Source organism: Marinovum sp. PR37, assembly GCF_028807375.1.
Classification (GTDB): domain Bacteria; phylum Pseudomonadota; class Alphaproteobacteria; order Rhodobacterales; family Rhodobacteraceae; genus Marinovum; species Marinovum algicola.
Genome location: NZ_JARAML010000006.1, coordinates 145,537 through 163,059 on the forward strand (window position 1 = coordinate 145,537; position 17,523 = coordinate 163,059).

18 protein-coding genes and 1 tRNA gene are annotated in these 17,523 nt (G+C 66.7%); 11 read left to right on the forward strand and 8 right to left on the reverse strand.

Features of this window, described 5'->3' with window-relative positions; genetic code table 11:
• The first annotated feature begins 106 nt into the window (after positions 1 to 106).
• Positions 107 to 394 (forward strand): DUF1330 domain-containing protein, encoded by a 288-nt coding sequence (locus tag PVW49_RS07545; RefSeq protein WP_074836984.1) that lies wholly within the window; start codon positions 107 to 109, stop codon positions 392 to 394.
• Between the two features lie 80 nt (positions 395 to 474).
• On the opposite strand, the gene ykgO is transcribed toward PVW49_RS07545, so the two are convergent.
• Positions 475 to 600, reverse strand: a complete 126-nt coding sequence (ykgO, locus tag PVW49_RS07550) for a type B 50S ribosomal protein L36 (protein ID WP_008562923.1) — start codon at positions 598 to 600, stop codon at positions 475 to 477.
• Between the two features lie 79 nt (positions 601 to 679).
• A tRNA-Val gene (locus PVW49_RS07555) sits at positions 680 to 754 on the reverse strand.
• 153 nt (positions 755 to 907) lie between these two features.
• On the opposite strand from PVW49_RS07555, the gene PVW49_RS07560 reads away from it, so the two are divergent.
• The gene (locus tag PVW49_RS07560; protein ID WP_074837034.1) at positions 908 to 1,768 is read left to right on the forward strand and encodes an N-formylglutamate amidohydrolase; all 861 of its coding nucleotides are present in this window, start codon (positions 908 to 910) and stop codon (positions 1,766 to 1,768) included.
• A 63-nt stretch (positions 1,769 to 1,831) separates the two neighbouring features.
• Here PVW49_RS07560 and PVW49_RS07565 read toward each other — a convergent pair whose 3' ends face one another.
• Positions 1,832 to 3,085, reverse strand: a complete 1,254-nt coding sequence (locus tag PVW49_RS07565) for a DNA polymerase IV (protein WP_048529456.1) — start codon at positions 3,083 to 3,085, stop codon at positions 1,832 to 1,834.
• Positions 3,086 to 3,150: 65 nt separating this feature from the next.
• Between PVW49_RS07565 and PVW49_RS07570 the strand changes: the two genes are divergently transcribed.
• Both PVW49_RS07570 and PVW49_RS07575 read left to right on the forward strand, forming a co-directional pair.
• A complete protein-coding gene (locus PVW49_RS07570; RefSeq protein WP_048529457.1) occupies positions 3,151 to 3,561 on the forward strand; it encodes an NUDIX hydrolase in 411 nt (136 codons plus the stop codon).
• Positions 3,562 to 3,607: 46 nt separating this feature from the next.
• Positions 3,608 to 5,266 carry an FAD/NAD(P)-binding protein gene (locus PVW49_RS07575; RefSeq protein WP_274590251.1) on the forward strand — a complete coding sequence of 553 codons (1,659 nt, stop codon included), beginning with the start codon at positions 3,608 to 3,610 and terminating at the stop codon, positions 5,264 to 5,266.
• 487 nt (positions 5,267 to 5,753) lie between these two features.
• On the opposite strand, the gene PVW49_RS07580 is transcribed toward PVW49_RS07575, so the two are convergent.
• The 5 genes from PVW49_RS07580 to hemC form a co-directional block, all read right to left on the reverse strand.
• Complete coding sequence (locus tag PVW49_RS07580) at positions 5,754 to 7,343, reverse strand: ATP-dependent DNA ligase (protein WP_274590252.1); 1,590 nt, start codon at positions 7,341 to 7,343, stop codon at positions 5,754 to 5,756.
• On the reverse strand, positions 7,340 to 8,344 hold the full coding sequence (locus PVW49_RS07585) for a ligase-associated DNA damage response exonuclease (RefSeq protein WP_274590253.1): 1,005 nt from the start codon (positions 8,342 to 8,344) through the stop codon (positions 7,340 to 7,342). Before PVW49_RS07585 ends, PVW49_RS07580 begins: the two co-directional genes overlap by 4 nt.
• 151 nt (positions 8,345 to 8,495) lie before the next feature.
• Positions 8,496 to 9,422, reverse strand: a complete 927-nt coding sequence (locus PVW49_RS07590) for an electron transfer flavoprotein subunit alpha/FixB family protein (protein ID WP_274590254.1) — start codon at positions 9,420 to 9,422, stop codon at positions 8,496 to 8,498.
• The gene (locus PVW49_RS07595) at positions 9,423 to 10,181 is read right to left on the reverse strand and encodes an electron transfer flavoprotein subunit beta/FixA family protein (RefSeq protein ID WP_274590255.1); all 759 of its coding nucleotides are present in this window, start codon (positions 10,179 to 10,181) and stop codon (positions 9,423 to 9,425) included.
• A gap of 151 nt (positions 10,182 to 10,332) precedes the next feature.
• Positions 10,333 to 11,298 (reverse strand): hydroxymethylbilane synthase, encoded by a 966-nt coding sequence (hemC, locus tag PVW49_RS07600; RefSeq protein ID WP_074836989.1) that lies wholly within the window; start codon positions 11,296 to 11,298, stop codon positions 10,333 to 10,335.
• Between the two features lie 99 nt (positions 11,299 to 11,397).
• On the opposite strand from hemC, the gene hemE reads away from it, so the two are divergent.
• From hemE to PVW49_RS07635, 7 genes are all read left to right on the forward strand, one after another.
• Positions 11,398 to 12,435 carry a uroporphyrinogen decarboxylase gene (hemE, locus tag PVW49_RS07605; protein WP_274565820.1) on the forward strand — a complete coding sequence of 346 codons (1,038 nt, stop codon included), beginning with the start codon at positions 11,398 to 11,400 and terminating at the stop codon, positions 12,433 to 12,435.
• A gap of 210 nt (positions 12,436 to 12,645) precedes the next feature.
• A complete protein-coding gene (locus PVW49_RS07610; protein WP_074836991.1) occupies positions 12,646 to 13,587 on the forward strand; it encodes an ABC transporter ATP-binding protein in 942 nt (313 codons plus the stop codon).
• Positions 13,584 to 14,345 carry an ABC transporter permease gene (locus PVW49_RS07615; protein WP_048529474.1) on the forward strand — a complete coding sequence of 254 codons (762 nt, stop codon included), beginning with the start codon at positions 13,584 to 13,586 and terminating at the stop codon, positions 14,343 to 14,345. Before PVW49_RS07610 ends, PVW49_RS07615 begins: the two co-directional genes overlap by 4 nt.
• A gap of 152 nt (positions 14,346 to 14,497) precedes the next feature.
• The gene (locus tag PVW49_RS07620; RefSeq protein ID WP_048529476.1) at positions 14,498 to 15,295 is read left to right on the forward strand and encodes a S49 family peptidase; all 798 of its coding nucleotides are present in this window, start codon (positions 14,498 to 14,500) and stop codon (positions 15,293 to 15,295) included.
• Positions 15,276 to 15,467, forward strand: a complete 192-nt coding sequence (locus PVW49_RS07625) for a hypothetical protein (protein ID WP_074836992.1) — start codon at positions 15,276 to 15,278, stop codon at positions 15,465 to 15,467. Before PVW49_RS07620 ends, PVW49_RS07625 begins: the two co-directional genes overlap by 20 nt.
• Positions 15,464 to 16,423, forward strand: a complete 960-nt coding sequence (locus tag PVW49_RS07630) for a calcium/sodium antiporter (protein ID WP_274590256.1) — start codon at positions 15,464 to 15,466, stop codon at positions 16,421 to 16,423. Before PVW49_RS07625 ends, PVW49_RS07630 begins: the two co-directional genes overlap by 4 nt.
• A 13-nt stretch (positions 16,424 to 16,436) precedes the next feature.
• The gene (locus PVW49_RS07635) at positions 16,437 to 17,213 is read left to right on the forward strand and encodes an SDR family oxidoreductase (protein ID WP_274590257.1); all 777 of its coding nucleotides are present in this window, start codon (positions 16,437 to 16,439) and stop codon (positions 17,211 to 17,213) included.
• The last annotated feature ends 310 nt before the right edge of the window (positions 17,214 to 17,523 follow it).

The window sequence follows — 17,523 nt, forward strand, 5'->3', positions numbered from 1 at the left end:
GCTGTGACTATGGGACAGAACCGGGCGGCGCTCAACTGCTGCCACGCCGGACCGGTCATGCTATGATCGCGGCAGCCATCGCAACAGGTCGAAAAGGAGCAGCAGCATGCCGAAGGGCTATCTCATTGCGCATATCCGCGTGCAGGACAAGGCGGCCTTCGAGGAGTTCAAGGCGCTCTCGGGACCGGCAATCGAGGCGCATGGCGGCAAGGTGCTGGTGCGCAACCCGGCGCCGGACCACCGCGAAGGCGCGGCCGAGGGGCTGGCCGTCGTGATCGAGTTCGAAAGCCTCGCGGCGGCGCAGGCGTTCTACGACTCAGAAGCCTATGGCGCGGCGCGCGCGGCCCGCGAAACCTGTGCCGAGACCGACCTCGTTCTGGCGGAGGGTCTGTAGCCCCCGGGGAACCGCCGACGGCGAATCGAAAAGGCCGCGCGATCTCTCGCACGGCCTTCCGAATTCGTCGCTGTCAGCGCTCAGCCCTGACGGGCCTTGAACCGCCGCTGCGTCTTGTTGATCACATAGACGCGGCCTTTGCGGCGCACAACGCGGCAATCGCGGTGGCGATTCTTGAGCGAACGGAGCGAGTTCTTGACTTTCATGTCCGTCTCTCCTTCTACGCGGCGCGTGGCGTGCGCCTTGGTTGCGGTCTGCCTTGTCCCGGGGGACAGGGCGGTGAAATGGTGGGCGATACTGGGATCGAACCAGTGACCCCTTCGATGTCAACGAAGTGCTCTACCGCTGAGCTAATCGCCCGGAAAACCCGAACCGGCCAGGAGCCCCAAATGAATGGGGCGCGGAACCCCGCGCCAGTGGCCGGTTCTATAAAAGGGAACGGTGGGGGGATCAAGGGCTTTTGCTAGGGAAAAAAAAGGGACTATGATCCAAGCACATCCGAAGGAGGGCTTCGTGCCGAAATTCGCCTTTCACCTGACCCGGCCGGAGCGTCCCGCCACACCGGTTGTTTTCGCGTCACCGCACTCCGGGCGGGATTATCCCTGGTCGTTCCTGCGGCGCACGGTGCTCGACGAACATGTGATCCGAACCTCCGAAGATGCCTATGTAGACAGGCTTTTCGAATGCGCCCCGCAGTTTGGCGCGGCCTTTCTCAGGGCCGGCGCACCACGCGCCTTCATCGATCTGAACCGCTCGGCCGACGAGCTGGACCCGGCGCTGATCGAGGGCGCGCGCAAGCCCGGGCACAATCCGCGGGTGACCTCGGGCCTGGGCGTGATTCCCCGTGTCGTGGCCGGCGGCCGGTCGATCTATCGCGGCAAGCTGTCGCTCTCCGAGGCGGAAATGCGAATCGAAAAGTACTGGCGGCCCTATCACGGCCAGTTGCAGCAGCTTCTGACCGAGGCGCATGACCGGTTCGGCGAGGCGATTCTCGTCGATTGCCATTCGATGCCGCATGAGGCGCTCGATCCCATCGCCCGGTCCGGGGCGCGGCGGCCCGAGGTTGTCATCGGCGACCGGTTCGGCGCCTCGGCCAGCGCGGCGGTGGTCGACCGGATCGAGACCGCCTTTCTCAATGCCGGGCTCTGCGTGGTGCGCAATGCGCCCTTTGCCGGAGCCTATATCACCCAGCATTACGGCCGCCCGTCGCGGCGCCAGCATGCGGTGCAGATCGAGATCGACCGGTCGATCTACATGAACGAACATGCGATCCGGCCGAATGCCAATTTCCAGGCATTTCGCAAGGTGCTGCGCGGTGTCGTGTCCGAGATCGCCACCATCGGCGGTCAGGACATGCCGATGGCGGCGGAGTAGCGGCGGCCGGGGTCCACCCGTCCCGGACCGGGTCCGGGACCTCTGGGCGGCCGGGTCTGCCGGCTAGCGCAGGGCGCGGCCCTTGAGAATCGCATCCGGCCCGAAGCGGGCGCGAATCGCATCCGTCGCCCGTTCGGCGCCGGCGCGGCGCGCGGCATTGGGATCGAGCAGGTCGGCCGAACGATCGGCCTCGGCCGCCGGCACCAGATGCGACAGGCCGCAGCCGATCAGCCGATAGGGCCCCTTGTCGCCCACCGCATCGAACAACCCGCGCGCGCAGCGATAGATCGTGTCGGCCATCTGCGTCGCGTCGCGCAGCGACTGCCGGCGCGAGAGGGTCTGGAAATTCGCCTGTTTCAGCTTCAGCGTCACCACCAGCCCGGCCTTGTCCTTGGCCTTGGCGCGGTCTGCCACCTTTTCGGCCATGCGCCAGAGGTGCCCGTCGAGCAGATCGGGGTCGGAGGTGTCCTCGCCAAAGGTGGTTTCGTTCGAGATCGACTTGACCGGCGCATGGGCCGAGACCCGCCGCCGGTCCTGCCCGCGCGCCAGGTGCCACAGCCGGGTGCCCATCGAGCCGAAACGTGCCGTCAGATCGCGTTCGTCCCAGCGCCGAAGATCGTCGAAGCTGCGGATGCCGGCACGCTCCAGCGCCTCCTGCGTCGCCTGACCGACGCCCCAGATCATCCGCACCGGCTTGCCGGCAAGGAAATCCTCGGTCTCGGCCTGGCCGATCACCGAGAAACCGTGCGGCTTGTCGAGATCGCTGGCGATCTTGGCAAGAAACTTGTTGTGCGACAGGCCGATCGAGCCGGTCACGCCCAGCTCGTCCCGCATCCGCCGCACCAGCCGGGCCAGCATCACCGCCGGCGGATGGCCATGCAGCCGCGCGGTGCCGGTGAGGTCGAGAAAGGCCTCGTCGAGCGACAGCGGCTCCACCACCGGCGTCAGCTCGTCCATCATCGCCCGGATGGCGCGCGAGACCTCGACATAGGCGCTCATCCGCGGTTTGATCACCACCGCGTCGGGGCAGAGCTTCAGCGCCTTGAACATCGGCATTGCCGAGCGCACGCCGCGGATTCGCGCTACATAGCAGGCGGTCGAGACCACGCCGCGCCGGCCGCCGCCGATGATCACCGGCTTGTGTGCCAGCGTGGGATCGTCGCGTTTTTCGACACTGGCGTAAAAGGCATCGCAATCCATATGGGCGATGCTCAGCGCCATAAGTTCCTTGTGCGCCACCACGCGCCGCGACCGGCACGCCGGACAGGCGGTGCCGCTGTCGAATTCGTGAAGGCAGTCGCGGCAAAGGGTGGGCATTTGGAGGACTCGGGCAAAAGGCACACTATATATACGGAACGCGGCCCATCAGAGCGAGAGGCAGTATGGAGAATTCGCAATTTGCAGGTACCAAGCTGGCGCTGTTCATCGGCGGCAAGCTGCTGGTGATCCGGCGCGACAACGATCCGGATATCCCCTGGCCCAACCACCTGGATCTGCCGGGCGGCGGGCGCGAATGCGGCGAATCCGCTGCCGATTGCGTGCTGCGCGAAACCCACGAAGAGGTGGGGCTGCGGCTGGACCGCAAGCAGCTTGTCTATGAAAGCGCCTATGACCGGCCGATCGGGCCGATGGTGTTCTTTGCCGCCCATCTGCCGCAAGATACCGTGGCCGACATCGTCTTTGGCAACGAAGGCCAGGGCTGGATGCTGATGTCGCCGGAGGATTACGCCAATCACCCCGAAGCGGTTCCGCATTTCCGCGAACAGATCACGAAGTACCTGGGAAGCCGGTAGCGGGGCGCGGGCAGACGATGCCTTCAACCGGAACGGAGAGGACGAGATGCCATCAGAGCGCGGCGCGCGGCGCATAGCGATCATCGGCATGGGCCCACGCGGGCTGGGCGCGCTCGAAGCGCTGGCGGCGCGCTGGCCGGGCGCGGGCGACCGGCTCTGCGTCGATGTCTTCGAGCCGCGGGCGGATCCGGGCGCGGGGCCGAATTTCGCGCCCGACGAGGCGCCGGTCTGCCTGCTCAACACCCCGTTGCGCGCTCTCGACATTCCGCCGCCGGAGGTTTCGCGCGTCGGACGGTTCGACATGCAGTTCGACGCGCCGCTCGATCCCGACAGCTTCCCCACCCGGGCAGAGATCGGCGGTTATCTCACCGCGCGGTTCGCCGATCTCCATGCGCTCGACCGAATGGCGGTGACGCTGGTGCCAGCCCGGATCGAGGCCCTGCGCCCGCTGGCGGGTGGCTGGGAGCTGCGCTCTGACCGGGGCTGGCACGGGCCCTATGCCGCGGTGCTGCTCACCCCCGGTCAGCCCTCGGTGGAGCCGGACCGGCAATGGGCGCAGTGGCAGGGCCATGCCGCCCGCGGCCAGGGCGCGGTGGCCCAGGCCTATCCGGCACGGCAGCTGATCGCTGCGGCACAGGGCTGGCGTGGCTGCACCGTGGCGATCCGCGGCATGGGGCTGTCGGCGATCGACGTGCTTCGGGGGCTGACCGTGGCGCAGGGCGGGGCATTCTTTGACGGGCAATACCTGCCGTCGGGGCGCGAGCCGGCGCGCATCCTGCCCTTTTCGCTCGATGGTCTGCCGCCCTTTCCCAAGCCCGAGACCGGCGCGCTGGATCGGCGGTATGCCCCCAGACTGGCCGAGACGCGGATTTTCGATGACGCCATGGCCGAGGCCGCCCAGTCGGCACCCTACACCGCCCGGCGGCTGATCAACGCGGCGCTGATCGCCCCGGTGACGCGTATCCTGCGCGACGCCGATGACGAAGACGGCGCCGCGCAGGTGGCCGATTGGCTCGAATGCGAATGGGATGCGCCCGGCACGCAGGAGACCGCCGGCCCGGTCGACACCCTGCGCCAGGGCATTGCCATGGCCGAGGGCAGTCGCGCGCCTTCGGTGGGCTATACCGTGGGCCAGGTTTGGCGGCACTGGCAGAACCACCTGCGCGCCGGCTTCAACCCGGCCCGTCCGCCGGCCGAAACGGCGGCGTTGATCGTGGGGTTCGACGAGGGGCTGAAACGCTATTCCTATGGCCCGCCGGTGGCTTCGGCGCGGGAATGGCTGGCGCTGGCGGATGCCGGGCTGGTGGATATGCGACTGTCGGCCGATCCGGCGATCGCGCTGATCGAGACCGGCTGGGAAATGACCGCCGGCGAGGCCGAGGCGCAGGTCGACGTGATGATCGACGCGGTGCTGCCCGACCCGGACATCGCGATCGTCTCGGCGCCGCTGATCCGGTCCCTGTGTGCCGCCGGGCGGCTGGTGCCGGTGGCCGAGGGGCTGGGCGCGCAGACCCTCGCCGATGGCACCGTGGTCGGCCGCGACGGGGCGCCGCAAGCGGGGTTCTATCTGCTGGGGCGGCTGTCGCTCGGCAGCGTGATCGCGGCGGATTCGCTGCACGATTGCCTCGGCGCGGCGGCGGATCGCTGGGCGGAGGGGGTGATGGCGCGGCTGCTGTCCGAGGCGTTGGACGAGGCCGGACCTTGATAGCGCACGCACATCGCGCCCCGGCCCCCGCGGCGGGGCCCCTTCGCTCGGGGATCGCGGGGTCCCGGGTCAGGCCCGGGACGGGGTGGTTTGGTGGCCGGTCGGCTCAGCCGCAATGCGCCAGCATTTCGTTGAGGTCAGTCGGGGGGGTGTCCTCCGCGACCGGCTTGCCCCTGCGCCGGCGCAACCTGTGCGCCAAATACATCGCGCCCCGGCCCCCGCGCCGGGGCCCCTTCGCTGGCGGTCGCGGGGTCCCGGGTCAGGCCCGGGACGGGGTGGTTTGGTGGCCGGTCGGCTCAGCCGCAATGCGCCAGCATTTCGTTGAGGTCAGTCGGGGGGTTGTCCTCCGCGACCGGCTTGTCCCTGCGCCGGCGCAACCTGCGCGCCAAATACATCGCGTCCCGGCCCCCGCGCCGGGGCCTCTTCGCGGGCGGGCCGCGGGGTCCCGGGTCAGGCCCGGGACGGGGTGGTTTGGAGGCCGGTCGGCTCAGCCGTAAAGCGCCAGCATTTCGTTGAGGTCGGCCAGGGTGTTGGCCTCCGCGACCGGCTTGTCCTTGCGCCAGCGCAGCATGCGCGGAAAGCGCAGCGCGACGCCGGATTTGTGGCGCGACGAGGCCTGTAACCCCTCGAAGGCAATCTCGAAGACATGGGTCGGCGTGACCTGCCGGACCGGGCCGAACCGCTGTAATGTGTTGCGCCGCACCCAGGCGGTGATCTCGCGGAACTCGGCATCGGTGAGGCCGGAATAGGCCTTGGCGAAGGGCACCAGATCGTCGCCGTGCCAGACCGCGAAGGTGAAATCGGTGAACAGGTTGGCGCGCCGGCCGCTGCCCGATTGCGCATAGATCATCACCGCGTCGACGGTCAGCGGATCGACCTTCCATTTCCACCAGTCGCCGCGCCTGCGGCCGGCCAGATAGGGGCTGGCGCGGCGCTTGATCATCAGGCCCTCGACATTGTGGCTGCGGCTCTCGTGCCGGACCGCGGCCAGCGCCGCCCAACTGTCAAAGGCGACTTCCCGCGACAGCCGCAGGGGCGCGTCGGGAGGCACTTCGGTCAGAACAGCTTCGAGCCGGGCCCGGCGCGCGTCGAACGGCTCCTGCCGCAGATCCGCCCCCCCGGCTTCGAGCAGATCGTAGGCCATGAAGATCACTGGTGCCTCGCGCAGCGCCTTGGCCGAGACCTTCTTCAGCCCGATGCGTTTCTGCAAGGCGTTGAACCCCAGTGGCGCACCTTCGGCAAAGGCCAGGATCTCGCCGTCCATCACCGTGCCGTCGGGCAGGAAATCGGCGAGCTGCGCCAGCTCCGGGAAGCGGTCGGTCATCAGTTCTTCGCCCCGCGACCAGATGTGATGCCTGCCGCCGCGCCGGATGAACTGGCCCCGGATGCCATCCCATTTGCGTTCGGCGTGCCACCCGGCAGGGGCGCCCAGTTCGGCCGGGTTTTCCACCGGATGGGCGAGGTAGAACGGATAGGGGCGCGAAAGATCGGCTGTCGGGTCATCGGCCTCGATCAGCGCTTCCCAGCTGGTGGTTTCCGGCGTCCAGTTGCCCATCAGCTTGTGGGTCAGCACCGCCGCGTCCTGACCGGTGGAGATGGCCAGCGCGCGGGTCATCAGCCGGGCGCTGACACCCATGCGAAAGCCGCCGGTCAGCAGCTTGTTGAACAAGAACCGCTCTTGCGTGGCAAGGCTGTCCCAGGCGGCGATGACGGCGGATTTGCGCGCCGCCTCGTCGAGCGTCGCCAGCGCCTTGACCGTGGCGATCCAGTGGCTGAGGCTTTGGTCGCGCGGTTCGCGGGGGGCGGGCAGGACGAGGCTGATGGTCTCGGCCAGATCGCCGACCACGTGATAGCTGTCTTCGAAGAGCCATTCGGGCAACCCCGCCACCTCGGCCGCCCATTGGCGCAGCCGGGTTGCGGTGACGGCGCGTTTCGGCCGGCGGCCGGTAAAGAGCGCGATGGTCCAGAGCCGATCCTGTGGCGTGGCGCGGCCCAGGTAATCGGCCAGCGCCGCGAGTTTGACATTGGTCTTGGTGCTTTCGTCGATGCGGGCGAAGAGGGCGGCGAAATCCTTCATGTCGCGTCCTCGCCATCGTCGCCGCTGTAATCGGTCGAGACGACATGGGCGTCATGGCCCTGTTCGCAGAGCCAGCGCTGAAATGCCGAAGTGTAGCCGTGGGTGACAAAGACCTTCTCGGCCCCGGTCGCCTTGATCGCGGCGTTCAACCCCGCCCAATCGGCATGGTCGGAGACCACGAAACCGCGATCGATGCCGCGCCGCCGGCGCACGCCGCGCAGCGTCATCCAGCCCGAGGCAAAGGCGGTGGCGGCCCCGGGGAAGCGCCGTGCCCAATTCTGCGTCGTGCTGCCCGGCGTGGCGATGATCAGCGCGCCGGGATGGCTCTTGGCCGAGACGTCCTCGGTGATCGGTTGCGTCCCGAGCAGGGCGATCCCCTGGGCGCGCAGTACTGCGTTGGTGTTTTCCACCGCGGTCACGGTCAGAAGCGGGCCGATCCCGGCGTCCACCGTCCGCATCAGCCGCTGCGCCTTGCCCAGCGCATAGGCGCCAAGGATCGAGGCCCGCCCCTCGGCCGCATTGGCGGCCCACCACCCGTTGATCTGTTGCGCGAGCTGTTCCTGTGGGGTCCATTTGAAGATCGGCAGGCCAAAGGTGCATTCCGAGATGAAAGCATGGCAGCGCACCGGTTCGAAGGCCTCTGAGAGCCCATCATCGACGGTCTTGTAATCGCCCGAGGCAACCCAGACCTCGCCGGCAACCGCGACGCGGATCTGCGCCGAGCCGGGCACATGGCCGGCCGGGTGAAAGGAGACGTCTGCATCGCCGATCCGCCGGGTCTCTCCATAGGCGATGGTCTCGATCCGGGCGTCATCGCCCAGCCGGTGGCGCAGCACCGGGGCTGTGCCTTCGGTCGCCAGGTAACGCCCCATCCCGGGGCGGGCGTGGTCGGAATGGCCGTGGGTGATCAGCGCGCGCGCCACCGGGCGCCAGGGGTCGATGTAGAAATCGCCCGCCGGGCAATAGATGCCCCTGTCGGTGAAGGTGAGAACGCCGGCCATGCCCCTTGTTATAGGACGGCAGGCCGGGCGGCAAAGACGGCAGTGGCCCGTGTGACGGGGGGCGGGGGCATCGCCGCGCCGAAACGAAGAAGGCCCGCCCTTTCGGGCGGGCCTTCGGAAGGTGCGGGGTGGGTTTTCAACCCACCGCGCCTCACAGTTTCTCGGTCAGTTCGGGCACCGCGGTAAAGAGATCCGCCACCAGGCCATAGTCGGCCACCTGAAAGATCGGCGCCTCCTCGTCCTTGTTGATCGCGACGATGACCTTCGAGTCCTTCATCCCTGCAAGGTGCTGGATTGCGCCAGAGATGCCGACGGCAATATAGAGGTCCGGCGCCACGACCTTGCCGGTCTGGCCAACCTGCCAGTCGTTCGGCGCAAAGCCCGAATCGACCGCCGCACGCGAGGCGCCGACCGCCGCGCCGAGCTTGTCGGCCAAGGCTTCGATGATCTTGAAGTCCTCTTCCGAACCGACACCGCGGCCGCCCGAGACAACCACGCCCGCCGAGGTCAGCTCCGGCCGGTCGCTCTCGGCCAGCTTGTCCTCGACCCACTCGGACAGGCCCGGATTCTCGGCCGCGCCGATGGTTTCGACCGGGGCGGCCGCCTGGTCGCCCGCCGCGTCGAAGGTCGAGGTGCGGATCGAGACCACCTTCTTGGCGTCCGAGGATTTTACCGTCTGCACCGCGTTGCCGGCATAGATCGGGCGCTCGAAGGTGGCACCGTCGATCACCCCCGAGACATCCGAGATCACCATGACGTCGAGCAGTGCCGCCACGCGGGGCAGCACGTTTTTCGCATCGGTCGTGGCCGGGGCAACGATATGTTCATAAGTTTCGGCCAGGCTGACGATCAGCGCGGCGGTGGATTCCGCCAGCCGGTGGCCCAGCGAGGCATCCTCGGCCACCAGAACCTTGGCAACACCCGCGATCTTCGCGGCCTCATCACCTGCGGCGGCGGCATGGCCACCGGCGCAGAGCACATGCACGTCGCACAGCTGGGCCACCGCGTTCACCGCCTTGGCGGTGGCGTCGAGGCTCAGCTCGCCATCATTGACTTCGGCAAGAAGGAGTACAGCCATTTAAACAGCCCCCGCAGCTTTGAGTTTCGCGATCAGCTCGTCGACCGAACCGACCATTTCGCCGGCCGCGCGCGCCGGCGGCTCTTCGGTCTTGAGCACTTCGAGCCGCGGGCCCACATCGACGCCGTAATCCTCGGGGGTCTTTTCCTCGAGCGGTTTCTTCTTGGCCTTCATGATGTTGGGCAGCGAGGCATAGCGCGGTTCATTGAGGCGCAGGTCCACGGTGACCACGGCCGGCATCTTGACGCTGATCGTCTGAAGGCCGCCGTCGACCTCGCGGGTGACCTTGGCGGTCTCGCCCTCGATATCGACCTCGGAGGCGAAGGTCGCCTGGCTCCAGCCCAGCAGCGCGGCGGTCATCTGGCCGGTTGCGTTCATGTCGTTGTCGATCGCCTGCTTGCCGCAAAGCACGAGGCCGGGGGCCTCTTCCTCGACGATTTTCGCCAGGATCTTGGCCACGGCCAGCGGCTCGATGTCCTTGTGCACGTCATCGGCGGCCACCACCAGGATCGCGCGGTCGGCGCCCATCGCCAGTGCGGTGCGCAGGGTTTCCTGCGCCTGCTTGACGCCAATGGACACGGCGACGATTTCCTCGGCCTTGCCGGCCTCTTTCAGGCGGATCGCCTCTTCCACGGCGATCTCGTCGAAGGGATTCATCGACATCTTGACATTGGCCAGATCGACACCGCTGCCGTCCGCTTTGACACGAACCTTCACGTTGTAGTCGATCACGCGTTTGACGGGTACGAGGACCTTCATCTGCGCAACTCTCCTATTGGTTTTCGCCCCTTGCGGGCCGAGTCAGAACTTCTTGTCCGGGGTTGTTGATAAAGGCTGGTTTCCGGCGGCAACAGGCCAAAATCGTCACGCTAGCGCTAAAGGACGCCGCGTTTACGCGAAACTCCGACGCCTATGCGCTCCGCCAATCGAAGAAACCGGGGCCCGCGCGCTCCAGCAGACGGCGGCCCATGTCGCGGCCCAGCGCCGCGCCATCGGCGATCGGCGCCTCGCCCGCATCGGTCAGCGTCTCGGAGCCGTCGGGCCGCAGGATCTCGCCGCGCAGGCGCAACGTGCCCCCCGAAAGCTCGGCCAGCCCGGCTATCGGTGTTTCGCAGGAGCCATCGAGCGCAGCGAGAAAGGCGCGTTCGGCGGCAAGCCGCTGGGCGGTCTCGCGGTGATGGATCGGCTCGAGCAGGGCGGCGGTGGCCGTGTCATCGGCGCGCCGTTCGATGCCGATGGCGCCCTGGGCCACGGCGGGCAGCATGTCTTCGGGGGCAATCGGATAGGCCGGCACCTCGGCCAGCATGCCCAGCCGGGTCAGCCCGGCCATGGCGAGAAAGGTGCAGGAGGCGACGCCCTCCTCGAGCTTGCGCAGCCGGGTCTGGACGTTGCCGCGAAACTGCACCACCTCGAGATCGGGACGGCGGTTGAGCAGCTGCGCCCGGCGCCGCAGCGACGAGGTGCCCACCACCGCGCCGCGAGGCAGATCGGCGATGCCGCCGAGGCGGGGCGAGATAAAGGCATCACGCACATCCTCACGCGGGAGATAACAGTCGAGCACAAGGCCCTCGGGCTGGTCGACCGGCATGTCCTTCATCGAATGCACCGCGATGTCGATGGCGCCGGAAAGCAGGGCCGCCTCGATCTCCTTGGTGAACAGCCCCTTGCCGCCCAGCTCCTTGAGCGGTGTATCACTGGCGATCAGCGCCCGGTCGTCGCCGGTGGTCTTGATCACCACGATGGCAAATGCCGCCTCGGGCAGGGCGAAGGCGGCGCAGATGCGGGCGCGGGTTTCATGCGCCTGGGCCAGCGCCAGCGGCGAGCCACGGGTGCCGATTTTCAGCGGCGCGTCGGGGGAGGGGAGGGCATGCGTCATGCGCCGATGTCTAGCTGCGGGCCCGGGGCGTGGCAAGCGGCTGGCTTGACATCGCTGTCCGGGCGAGAGACCAACCCCGGAACCAAAGCGGAGACCGGCATGACCCAAGCGAACAAGACCATCCTGCGCGCGCTGGCGGGCGAGACCCTGCCGGTGCCGCCGATCTGGATGATGCGTCAGGCCGGCCGCTACCTGCCGGAATACCGCGCGACACGGGCCCAGGCGGGCGATTTCCTGTCGCTGTGCTACAATCCCGAGCTGGCCGCCGAGGTGACCTTGCAGCCGATCCGGCGCTACGGGTTCGACGCCGCGATCCTCTTTGCCGATATCCTTCTGGTGCCGCAGGCGCTGGGCGCCGATCTGTGGTTTGTCACCGGCGAGGGGCCGCGGCTGTCGACGATCACAGAACAGCGGCAGTTCGACGCGCTGAAACCGGCCTCGGACATCCACGACACCCTGGCGCCGATCTATGAGACGGTGCGCCTCCTGTCGCGCGAGCTGCCTTCGGAGACCACGCTGATCGGCTTTGCCGGCGCGCCCTGGACGGTGGCGACCTATATGATCGCCGGGCGCGGCACGCCCGATCAGGGCCCGGCGCATGCGCTGAAAGACGAAAACCGCGCGCTCTTCGAGGCGCTGCTGGATCGGATCACCGAGGCCACGATTCACTATCTCTCGGCGCAAATCGAAGCAGGGGCCGAGGTGGTGAAATTGTTCGACAGCTGGGCCGGCTCGCTCAAGGGGGCGGATTTTGACCGCTATGCGCTGGCCCCGGCCAAGCGGATCATCGCGGCGCTGAAGCAAAAGCATCCGGGCATTCCGGTGATCGCCTTTCCGCGTGAGGCGGGCGAGAAATACGTCGGCTTCCATCAGGCGACCGGCGCCGATTGCGTGGCGCTCGACAATTCCGTCGATGCGGCCTGGGCGGCTGCGCATGTGCAGGTGGATGGCTGCGTTCAGGGCAACCTCGCCTCGTCGCATATGGTCACCGGCGGCCAGGCCCTGGTTGCGGAGACCCGCGCCATTGTCGAAGCCTTTCGCGGCGGGCCGCATATCTTCAATCTCGGCCACGGGATCACCCCGGATGCGGACCCGGAGAACGTGGCGTTGATGATCGAGACGGTGCGCGGAATGTAAGGCGCGCGCCCCGGACCTGATCCGGCCCCCCCTTGGCCCAAGAGGTCCCGGATCGGGGTCCGGGACGCGGAGCGCTTTGGGGGACGTGCTTCAAGTTGGCGCCGCGCCGTCTTATGTGCGTCACCGCACAAGCGGCTCTGCGCCGCGAATTGCATATTGCACCGTCACACATGACCATTAGATTGCCGCTGCGCGCGCAAGGAGGCTCCGATGACGACGATCGTGGAAATCGACGACCTGAAGAAAGTGTATGACGGCGGCTTCGAAGCGCTCAAGGGGGTGTCTCTCGATATCCGCGAGGGCGAGATCCTGGCGCTGCTGGGGCCGAACGGCGCCGGCAAGACGACGCTGATCTCGACCGTTTGCGGCATCACCAATGCCACCTCGGGCAGCGTGCGCGTCGGCGGGCATGACATCGTCACCGACTTTCGCGCCGCGCGCGCGATGATCGGCCTGGTGCCGCAGGAAATCTCGCTCGAACCTTTCGAGACGGTGATCCGGGCGGTGCGTTATTCACGCGGGCTGTTCGGTTGCAAGCGCGACGACGCCCATATCGAAAAGGTGCTGCGCGACCTGTCGCTCTGGGACAAGCGCAATGCCAAGACCATGGAGCTCTCCGGCGGCATGAAACGCCGGGTGCTGATTGCCAAGGCGCTGAGCCACCAGCCCCGGGTGCTGTTTCTCGACGAGCCCACCGCCGGGGTCGATGTCGAGCTGCGCCGCGACATGTGGAAGGTGGTGGCCGAGCTCAAGGCCTCGGGCGTGACCATCATCCTGACCACCCACTACATCGAGGAGGCCGAGGCCATCGCCGATCGGGTGGGGGTGATCGCCAAGGGCGAACTGCTGCTGATCGAGGAAAAGACGGCGCTGATGGCGCGGATGGGGCGCAAGACGCTCGACATCGAGCTGACCGATCCGGTCGAAACCATTCCGGCGAGCCTGTCGGGCTATGAGCTGGAGATCGTCCAGGACGGCGCCGCGCTGCGCTACAGCTATGACACCAACGCCGACCGCACCGGCATCACCAAGCTGCTGTCCGACCTGTCCGGGGCCGGGTTGCAGATGAGCGACCTGCAAACCCGGCAGTCCAGTCTGGAAGAGATTTTCGTCGACCTTGTGGCCGACAACGGCAAGGAGGAAGCGGCATGAACCTGCGCGCGGTCGGAGCCATCTACAAGGTTGAAATGGCGCGGTTCTTCCGCACTCTGGCGCAGAGCTTCATCTCGCCGGTCATTTCCACCTCGCTCTATTTCGTGGTCTTCGGCACCGCCATCGGCAGCCGCATCGATCAGGTAGAAGGCATCAGCTATGGCGCCTTCATCGTGCCGGGGCTGATCATGCTCACGGTGATGACCCAGGGAATCTCGAACGCCTCTTTCGGCATCTATTTCCCGAAATTCATCGGCACCTTCTACGAGTTGCTTTCGGCGCCGATCAACTTTCTCGAGATCGTGGTGGGCTTTGCCGGGGCGGCGGCGACCAAGGCGCTGTTCATCGGGTTGGTGATCCTGGCCACCTCGGCCTTCTTTGTCGATCTCACGATCCTGCACCCGATGGCGATGCTGGCTTTTCTGGTACTGACCTGCATTTCGTTTTCGCTCTTCGGTTTCATCATCGGCATCTGGGCCAGAAACTTCGAGCAATTGCAGCTTATCCCGCTGCTGGTGGTGACGCCGCTGGTCTTCCTCGGGGGGTCGTTTTATTCGATCTCGATGCTGCCGCCGTTCTGGCAGGGGGTGTCCTTCTTCAATCCGGTGGTCTATCTGATTTCGGGCTTCCGCTGGGCCTTTTTCGGCACGTCAGACGTGCCCATCGGGCTGAGCCTGCTGGCGATCGCCGGCTTCACCACGCTCTGCCTTGCCATCGTCTGGTGGATCTTTCGCACCGGCTGGCGCATCCGGACCTGACCGGGTGCCCTGGGCAGGTGGTGGCCGTGCTGCCGGGAACGGACGCCCGGGGTCTGTGTGACGCAAGGATATGCCCGGGGTTTTCGCACCCGCTGAAGAGATTGCGCAGATGAACCTTGTTTATCGGTGCCCGGCCTTCTAGATCCCTCGTCATGAAACGCTGGCTTCCCTTTGTGAAATCCGGGCCCACCGTGGCCGTCCTGCGGCTCAACGGCGCGATTGGCCTCGGGGGGCGCATGGCGCTCAGCGATACTTCGCTGGCGCCGCTGATCGAAAAGGTCTTCAAACGCGGCAAACCCGATGCGGTGGCGCTGGAGATCAATTCCCCCGGCGGCTCGCCGGTGCAATCCTCGCTCATTGCCGGCCGTATCCGGCGGCAGGCGGCGGAAAAGAACATTCCGGTGATTGCCTTCGTCGAGGATGTGGCGGCCTCGGGCGGCTATTGGCTGGCCAGCGCGGCAGATGAAATCTACGCCGACCATTCCTCGATCATCGGCTCGATCGGGGTGATTTCGGCGGGCTTCGGCGCCAATGTCTTTCTTGCCCGTCAAGGGCTCGAACGGCGGGTGCATACCGCTGGCGCGTCCAAGAGCTTTCTCGATCCCTTCCAGCCGGAAAAGGAAGAGGATGTGGTGCGGTTGCGGCGCCTGCTCGACCAGTTGCATGTGAATTTCATCAGCCAGGTCAAGGAACGCCGCGGGGCCAAGCTGGCCGACAACCGCGATCTGTTTACCGGCGAGATCTGGGTCGGCGAGACGGCGCAGGAAGTCGGGCTGATCGACGGCATCGGCCATCTCGATCAGGTGATGAAGGACCGGTTCGGCGACAAGGTGAAATTCCGCCGCTACGGCCGCGGACGCAGCCTGGCGCAGCGGCTCGGCCTGTCGCTGGCCGAGGATGCCCTGGGGCTGATCGAAGAGCGGGCGGCCTATGCCCGGTTCGGGCTCTGACGTGATCGTCAAGATTGTCACATTGTTTCTCATCGGGATGGGCGTGCTGGCCATGTTCGGAAAGCTGCGCCTGCCGAAACGCCTGACCTCGGCGAAATGCCCGGCTTGCGGACGCTACCGGATCGGCAAGGGCCCTTGCCCCTGCGGCAAGGACAAGGGTCGCCGGGGATGACGGTCTGGCTTCTTTGTGGACTGGGGCTGGTGATCCTGGTGCTGGCCGGCGACGCGCTGGTCAAGGGCGCGGTCAACCTGGCGCTGCGGGTGGGTATTCCGGCGCTGATCGTCAGCCTGACGATCGTTGCCTTCGGCACCTCGGCGCCGGAGCTGCTGATCGCCATCGAGGCGGTGTTGCAGAATGCCCCGGGCATCGCGCTGGGCAATGTCGTCGGCTCGAACACCGCCAATATCCTGCTGGTGCTGGGTCTGCCGGCGATCATTTCCGGCCTGCATACCTCGGGCTGTGACACCCGCGCGACCTATGTCCAGATGCTGATCGCCTCGGTGCTGTTCATCGGGCTGGCTTTTGTCGGCGTCTTTGTCTGGTGGTCGGCGCTGATCCTTCTCGCGGCGCTGGGGGCGATGCTCTACCTCGCCTCGCGCCAGGCGGTGCAGCATCGGCGCGATGCCAAAGCCGCGGCTGCGGTCGAGACGGTGGACGATCTCGAAGGCGCCGATCCCAGCATGTCCTGGGCCAAGATCGCCATGTTCCTGGCGCTGGGCCTCGTCGGCCTGCCGCTGGGTGCCGACCTGCTGGTCGAGAATGCCGCGGTGATCGCCCGCCGATATGGCGTCTCGGACACGGTCATCGGGCTGACGCTGGTGGCGGTGGGCACCTCGTTGCCGGAACTGGCGACCACGGTGATGGCGGCGCTGCGACGGCAGGCGGATGTGGCGCTGGGCAATGTGATCGGGTCGAACATGTTCAACCTGCTCGCCATCATCGGCGTGGCCGCCCTGATCAATCCGGTGCCGGTGGATGCGCAGTTCCTGACCTTTGATCTCTGGGTCATGCTGGGGGCGTCGCTGTTGATCTTTCCCTTCGTGTTCCTGCGCTGGGACATGGGGCGGCTTTGGGGCGTGGTGCTCACGGCGTTGTATGTCGGATATATTGTGGTGGTGATCGCCTGAGAAGGAGGCCGGGATGCGGGCACTGGTGACGGGAGCGGGCAAGAGGTTGGGCCGGGCCATGGCGCTTTGTCTGGCCGAGCGGGGCCATGATGTGGCGGTTCATTACGCCAGCTCGGCCGAGGCCGCCGACGAGGTGGTCAGCCTGATCCGCGCGATGGGGCGCAAGGCGGTGGCGCTGGAGGCCGATCTCCTGGACGAGGCGGCGACGCAGGCGCTCTTGCCGCGGGCGGCCGAGGCGCTGGGCGGGCCGGTCACGGTGCTGGTGAACAACGCCTCGATCTTCGAATACGACACGATCCAGACGGCCACCCGCAGGGGCTGGGACCGGCACATGGAAAGCAATCTGCGCGCGCCCTACGTGCTGATCCAGGCGCTCGCGGCGCAGGCACCAAAGGCGGTGGCCGACGCGGCGGGCGAGCCGGTGGCGCAGGGCCTGGCGGTCAACATGATCGATCAGCGGGTGCGCAAGCTGACGCCGGAATTCTCGACCTATACGCTGGCCAAGATGGGCCTTTGGGCGCTCACCCGGACGGCGGCACAGGGGCTGGCGCCGGACGTGCGGGTCAATGCCATCGGCCCCGGACCGACACTGCGCGGCGCCCGCCAGAGCCAGGAGCATTTCGACCGCCAGCGCGCCGGCACGGTGCTGAACCGGGGCGCCGACCCCGCGGATATCACCGCCGCGCTGGGGTATCTGCTGGAGGCGAAGGCGGTGACCGGACAGCTGATCTGCGTCGATGGCGGGCAGCACCTCGGATGGCAGACCCCTGACATTCTCGGGGTGGAATGAGCCGTTTTGAAGACGCTTTGAGACCGGCCTCGGACGAGTTGTGCACTGCCCGCAGTCGCCCTCGGCGAAAAATCGAGAATCTGCAAAGTTTTCATGGTGTTACAAATTAGAGATTAAAGTTTCCTTTGAAATCAAGGGGTTGAAAATGTGCCTAAAAAATAGGCAATTTAATCAACCCGCGTGAAGAAAACGGAAAAACCCCGGTCTCCAGTTGTAACCCCCAGAGTTCTCCACAGGATCCGTGGATTTGTTTTTGCTTGCCGCCGTAGGGAGGCCGTTGCAGCGCCAGAAGGGGAATCATAGGTTAACG

Excerpts from the sequence above, each read along its gene's own strand:
- PVW49_RS07545 (WP_074836984.1), top strand. The coding sequence starts at position 107 with ATGCCGAAGGGCTATCTCATTGCGCATATCCGCGTGCAGGACAAGGCG.
- ykgO (WP_008562923.1), bottom strand. The coding sequence starts at position 600 with ATGAAAGTCAAGAACTCGCTCCGTTCGCTCAAGAATCGCCACCGCGAT.
- PVW49_RS07565 (WP_048529456.1), bottom strand. The coding sequence starts at position 3,085 with ATGCCCACCCTTTGCCGCGACTGCCTTCACGAATTCGACAGCGGCACC.
- PVW49_RS07570 (WP_048529457.1), top strand. The coding sequence starts at position 3,151 with ATGGAGAATTCGCAATTTGCAGGTACCAAGCTGGCGCTGTTCATCGGC.
- PVW49_RS07575 (WP_274590251.1), top strand. The coding sequence starts at position 3,608 with ATGCCATCAGAGCGCGGCGCGCGGCGCATAGCGATCATCGGCATGGGC.
- PVW49_RS07580 (WP_274590252.1), bottom strand. The coding sequence starts at position 7,343 with ATGAAGGATTTCGCCGCCCTCTTCGCCCGCATCGACGAAAGCACCAAG.
- PVW49_RS07585 (WP_274590253.1), bottom strand. The coding sequence starts at position 8,344 with ATGGCCGGCGTTCTCACCTTCACCGACAGGGGCATCTATTGCCCGGCG.
- PVW49_RS07590 (WP_274590254.1), bottom strand. The coding sequence starts at position 9,422 with ATGGCTGTACTCCTTCTTGCCGAAGTCAATGATGGCGAGCTGAGCCTC.
- PVW49_RS07595 (WP_274590255.1), bottom strand. The coding sequence starts at position 10,181 with ATGAAGGTCCTCGTACCCGTCAAACGCGTGATCGACTACAACGTGAAG.
- hemC (WP_074836989.1), bottom strand. The coding sequence starts at position 11,298 with ATGACGCATGCCCTCCCCTCCCCCGACGCGCCGCTGAAAATCGGCACC.
- hemE (WP_274565820.1), top strand. The coding sequence starts at position 11,398 with ATGACCCAAGCGAACAAGACCATCCTGCGCGCGCTGGCGGGCGAGACC.
- PVW49_RS07610 (WP_074836991.1), top strand. The coding sequence starts at position 12,646 with ATGACGACGATCGTGGAAATCGACGACCTGAAGAAAGTGTATGACGGC.
- PVW49_RS07615 (WP_048529474.1), top strand. The coding sequence starts at position 13,584 with ATGAACCTGCGCGCGGTCGGAGCCATCTACAAGGTTGAAATGGCGCGG.
- PVW49_RS07620 (WP_048529476.1), top strand. The coding sequence starts at position 14,498 with ATGAAACGCTGGCTTCCCTTTGTGAAATCCGGGCCCACCGTGGCCGTC.
- PVW49_RS07625 (WP_074836992.1), top strand. The coding sequence starts at position 15,276 with ATGCCCGGTTCGGGCTCTGACGTGATCGTCAAGATTGTCACATTGTTT.
- PVW49_RS07630 (WP_274590256.1), top strand. The coding sequence starts at position 15,464 with ATGACGGTCTGGCTTCTTTGTGGACTGGGGCTGGTGATCCTGGTGCTG.
- PVW49_RS07635 (WP_274590257.1), top strand. The coding sequence starts at position 16,437 with ATGCGGGCACTGGTGACGGGAGCGGGCAAGAGGTTGGGCCGGGCCATG.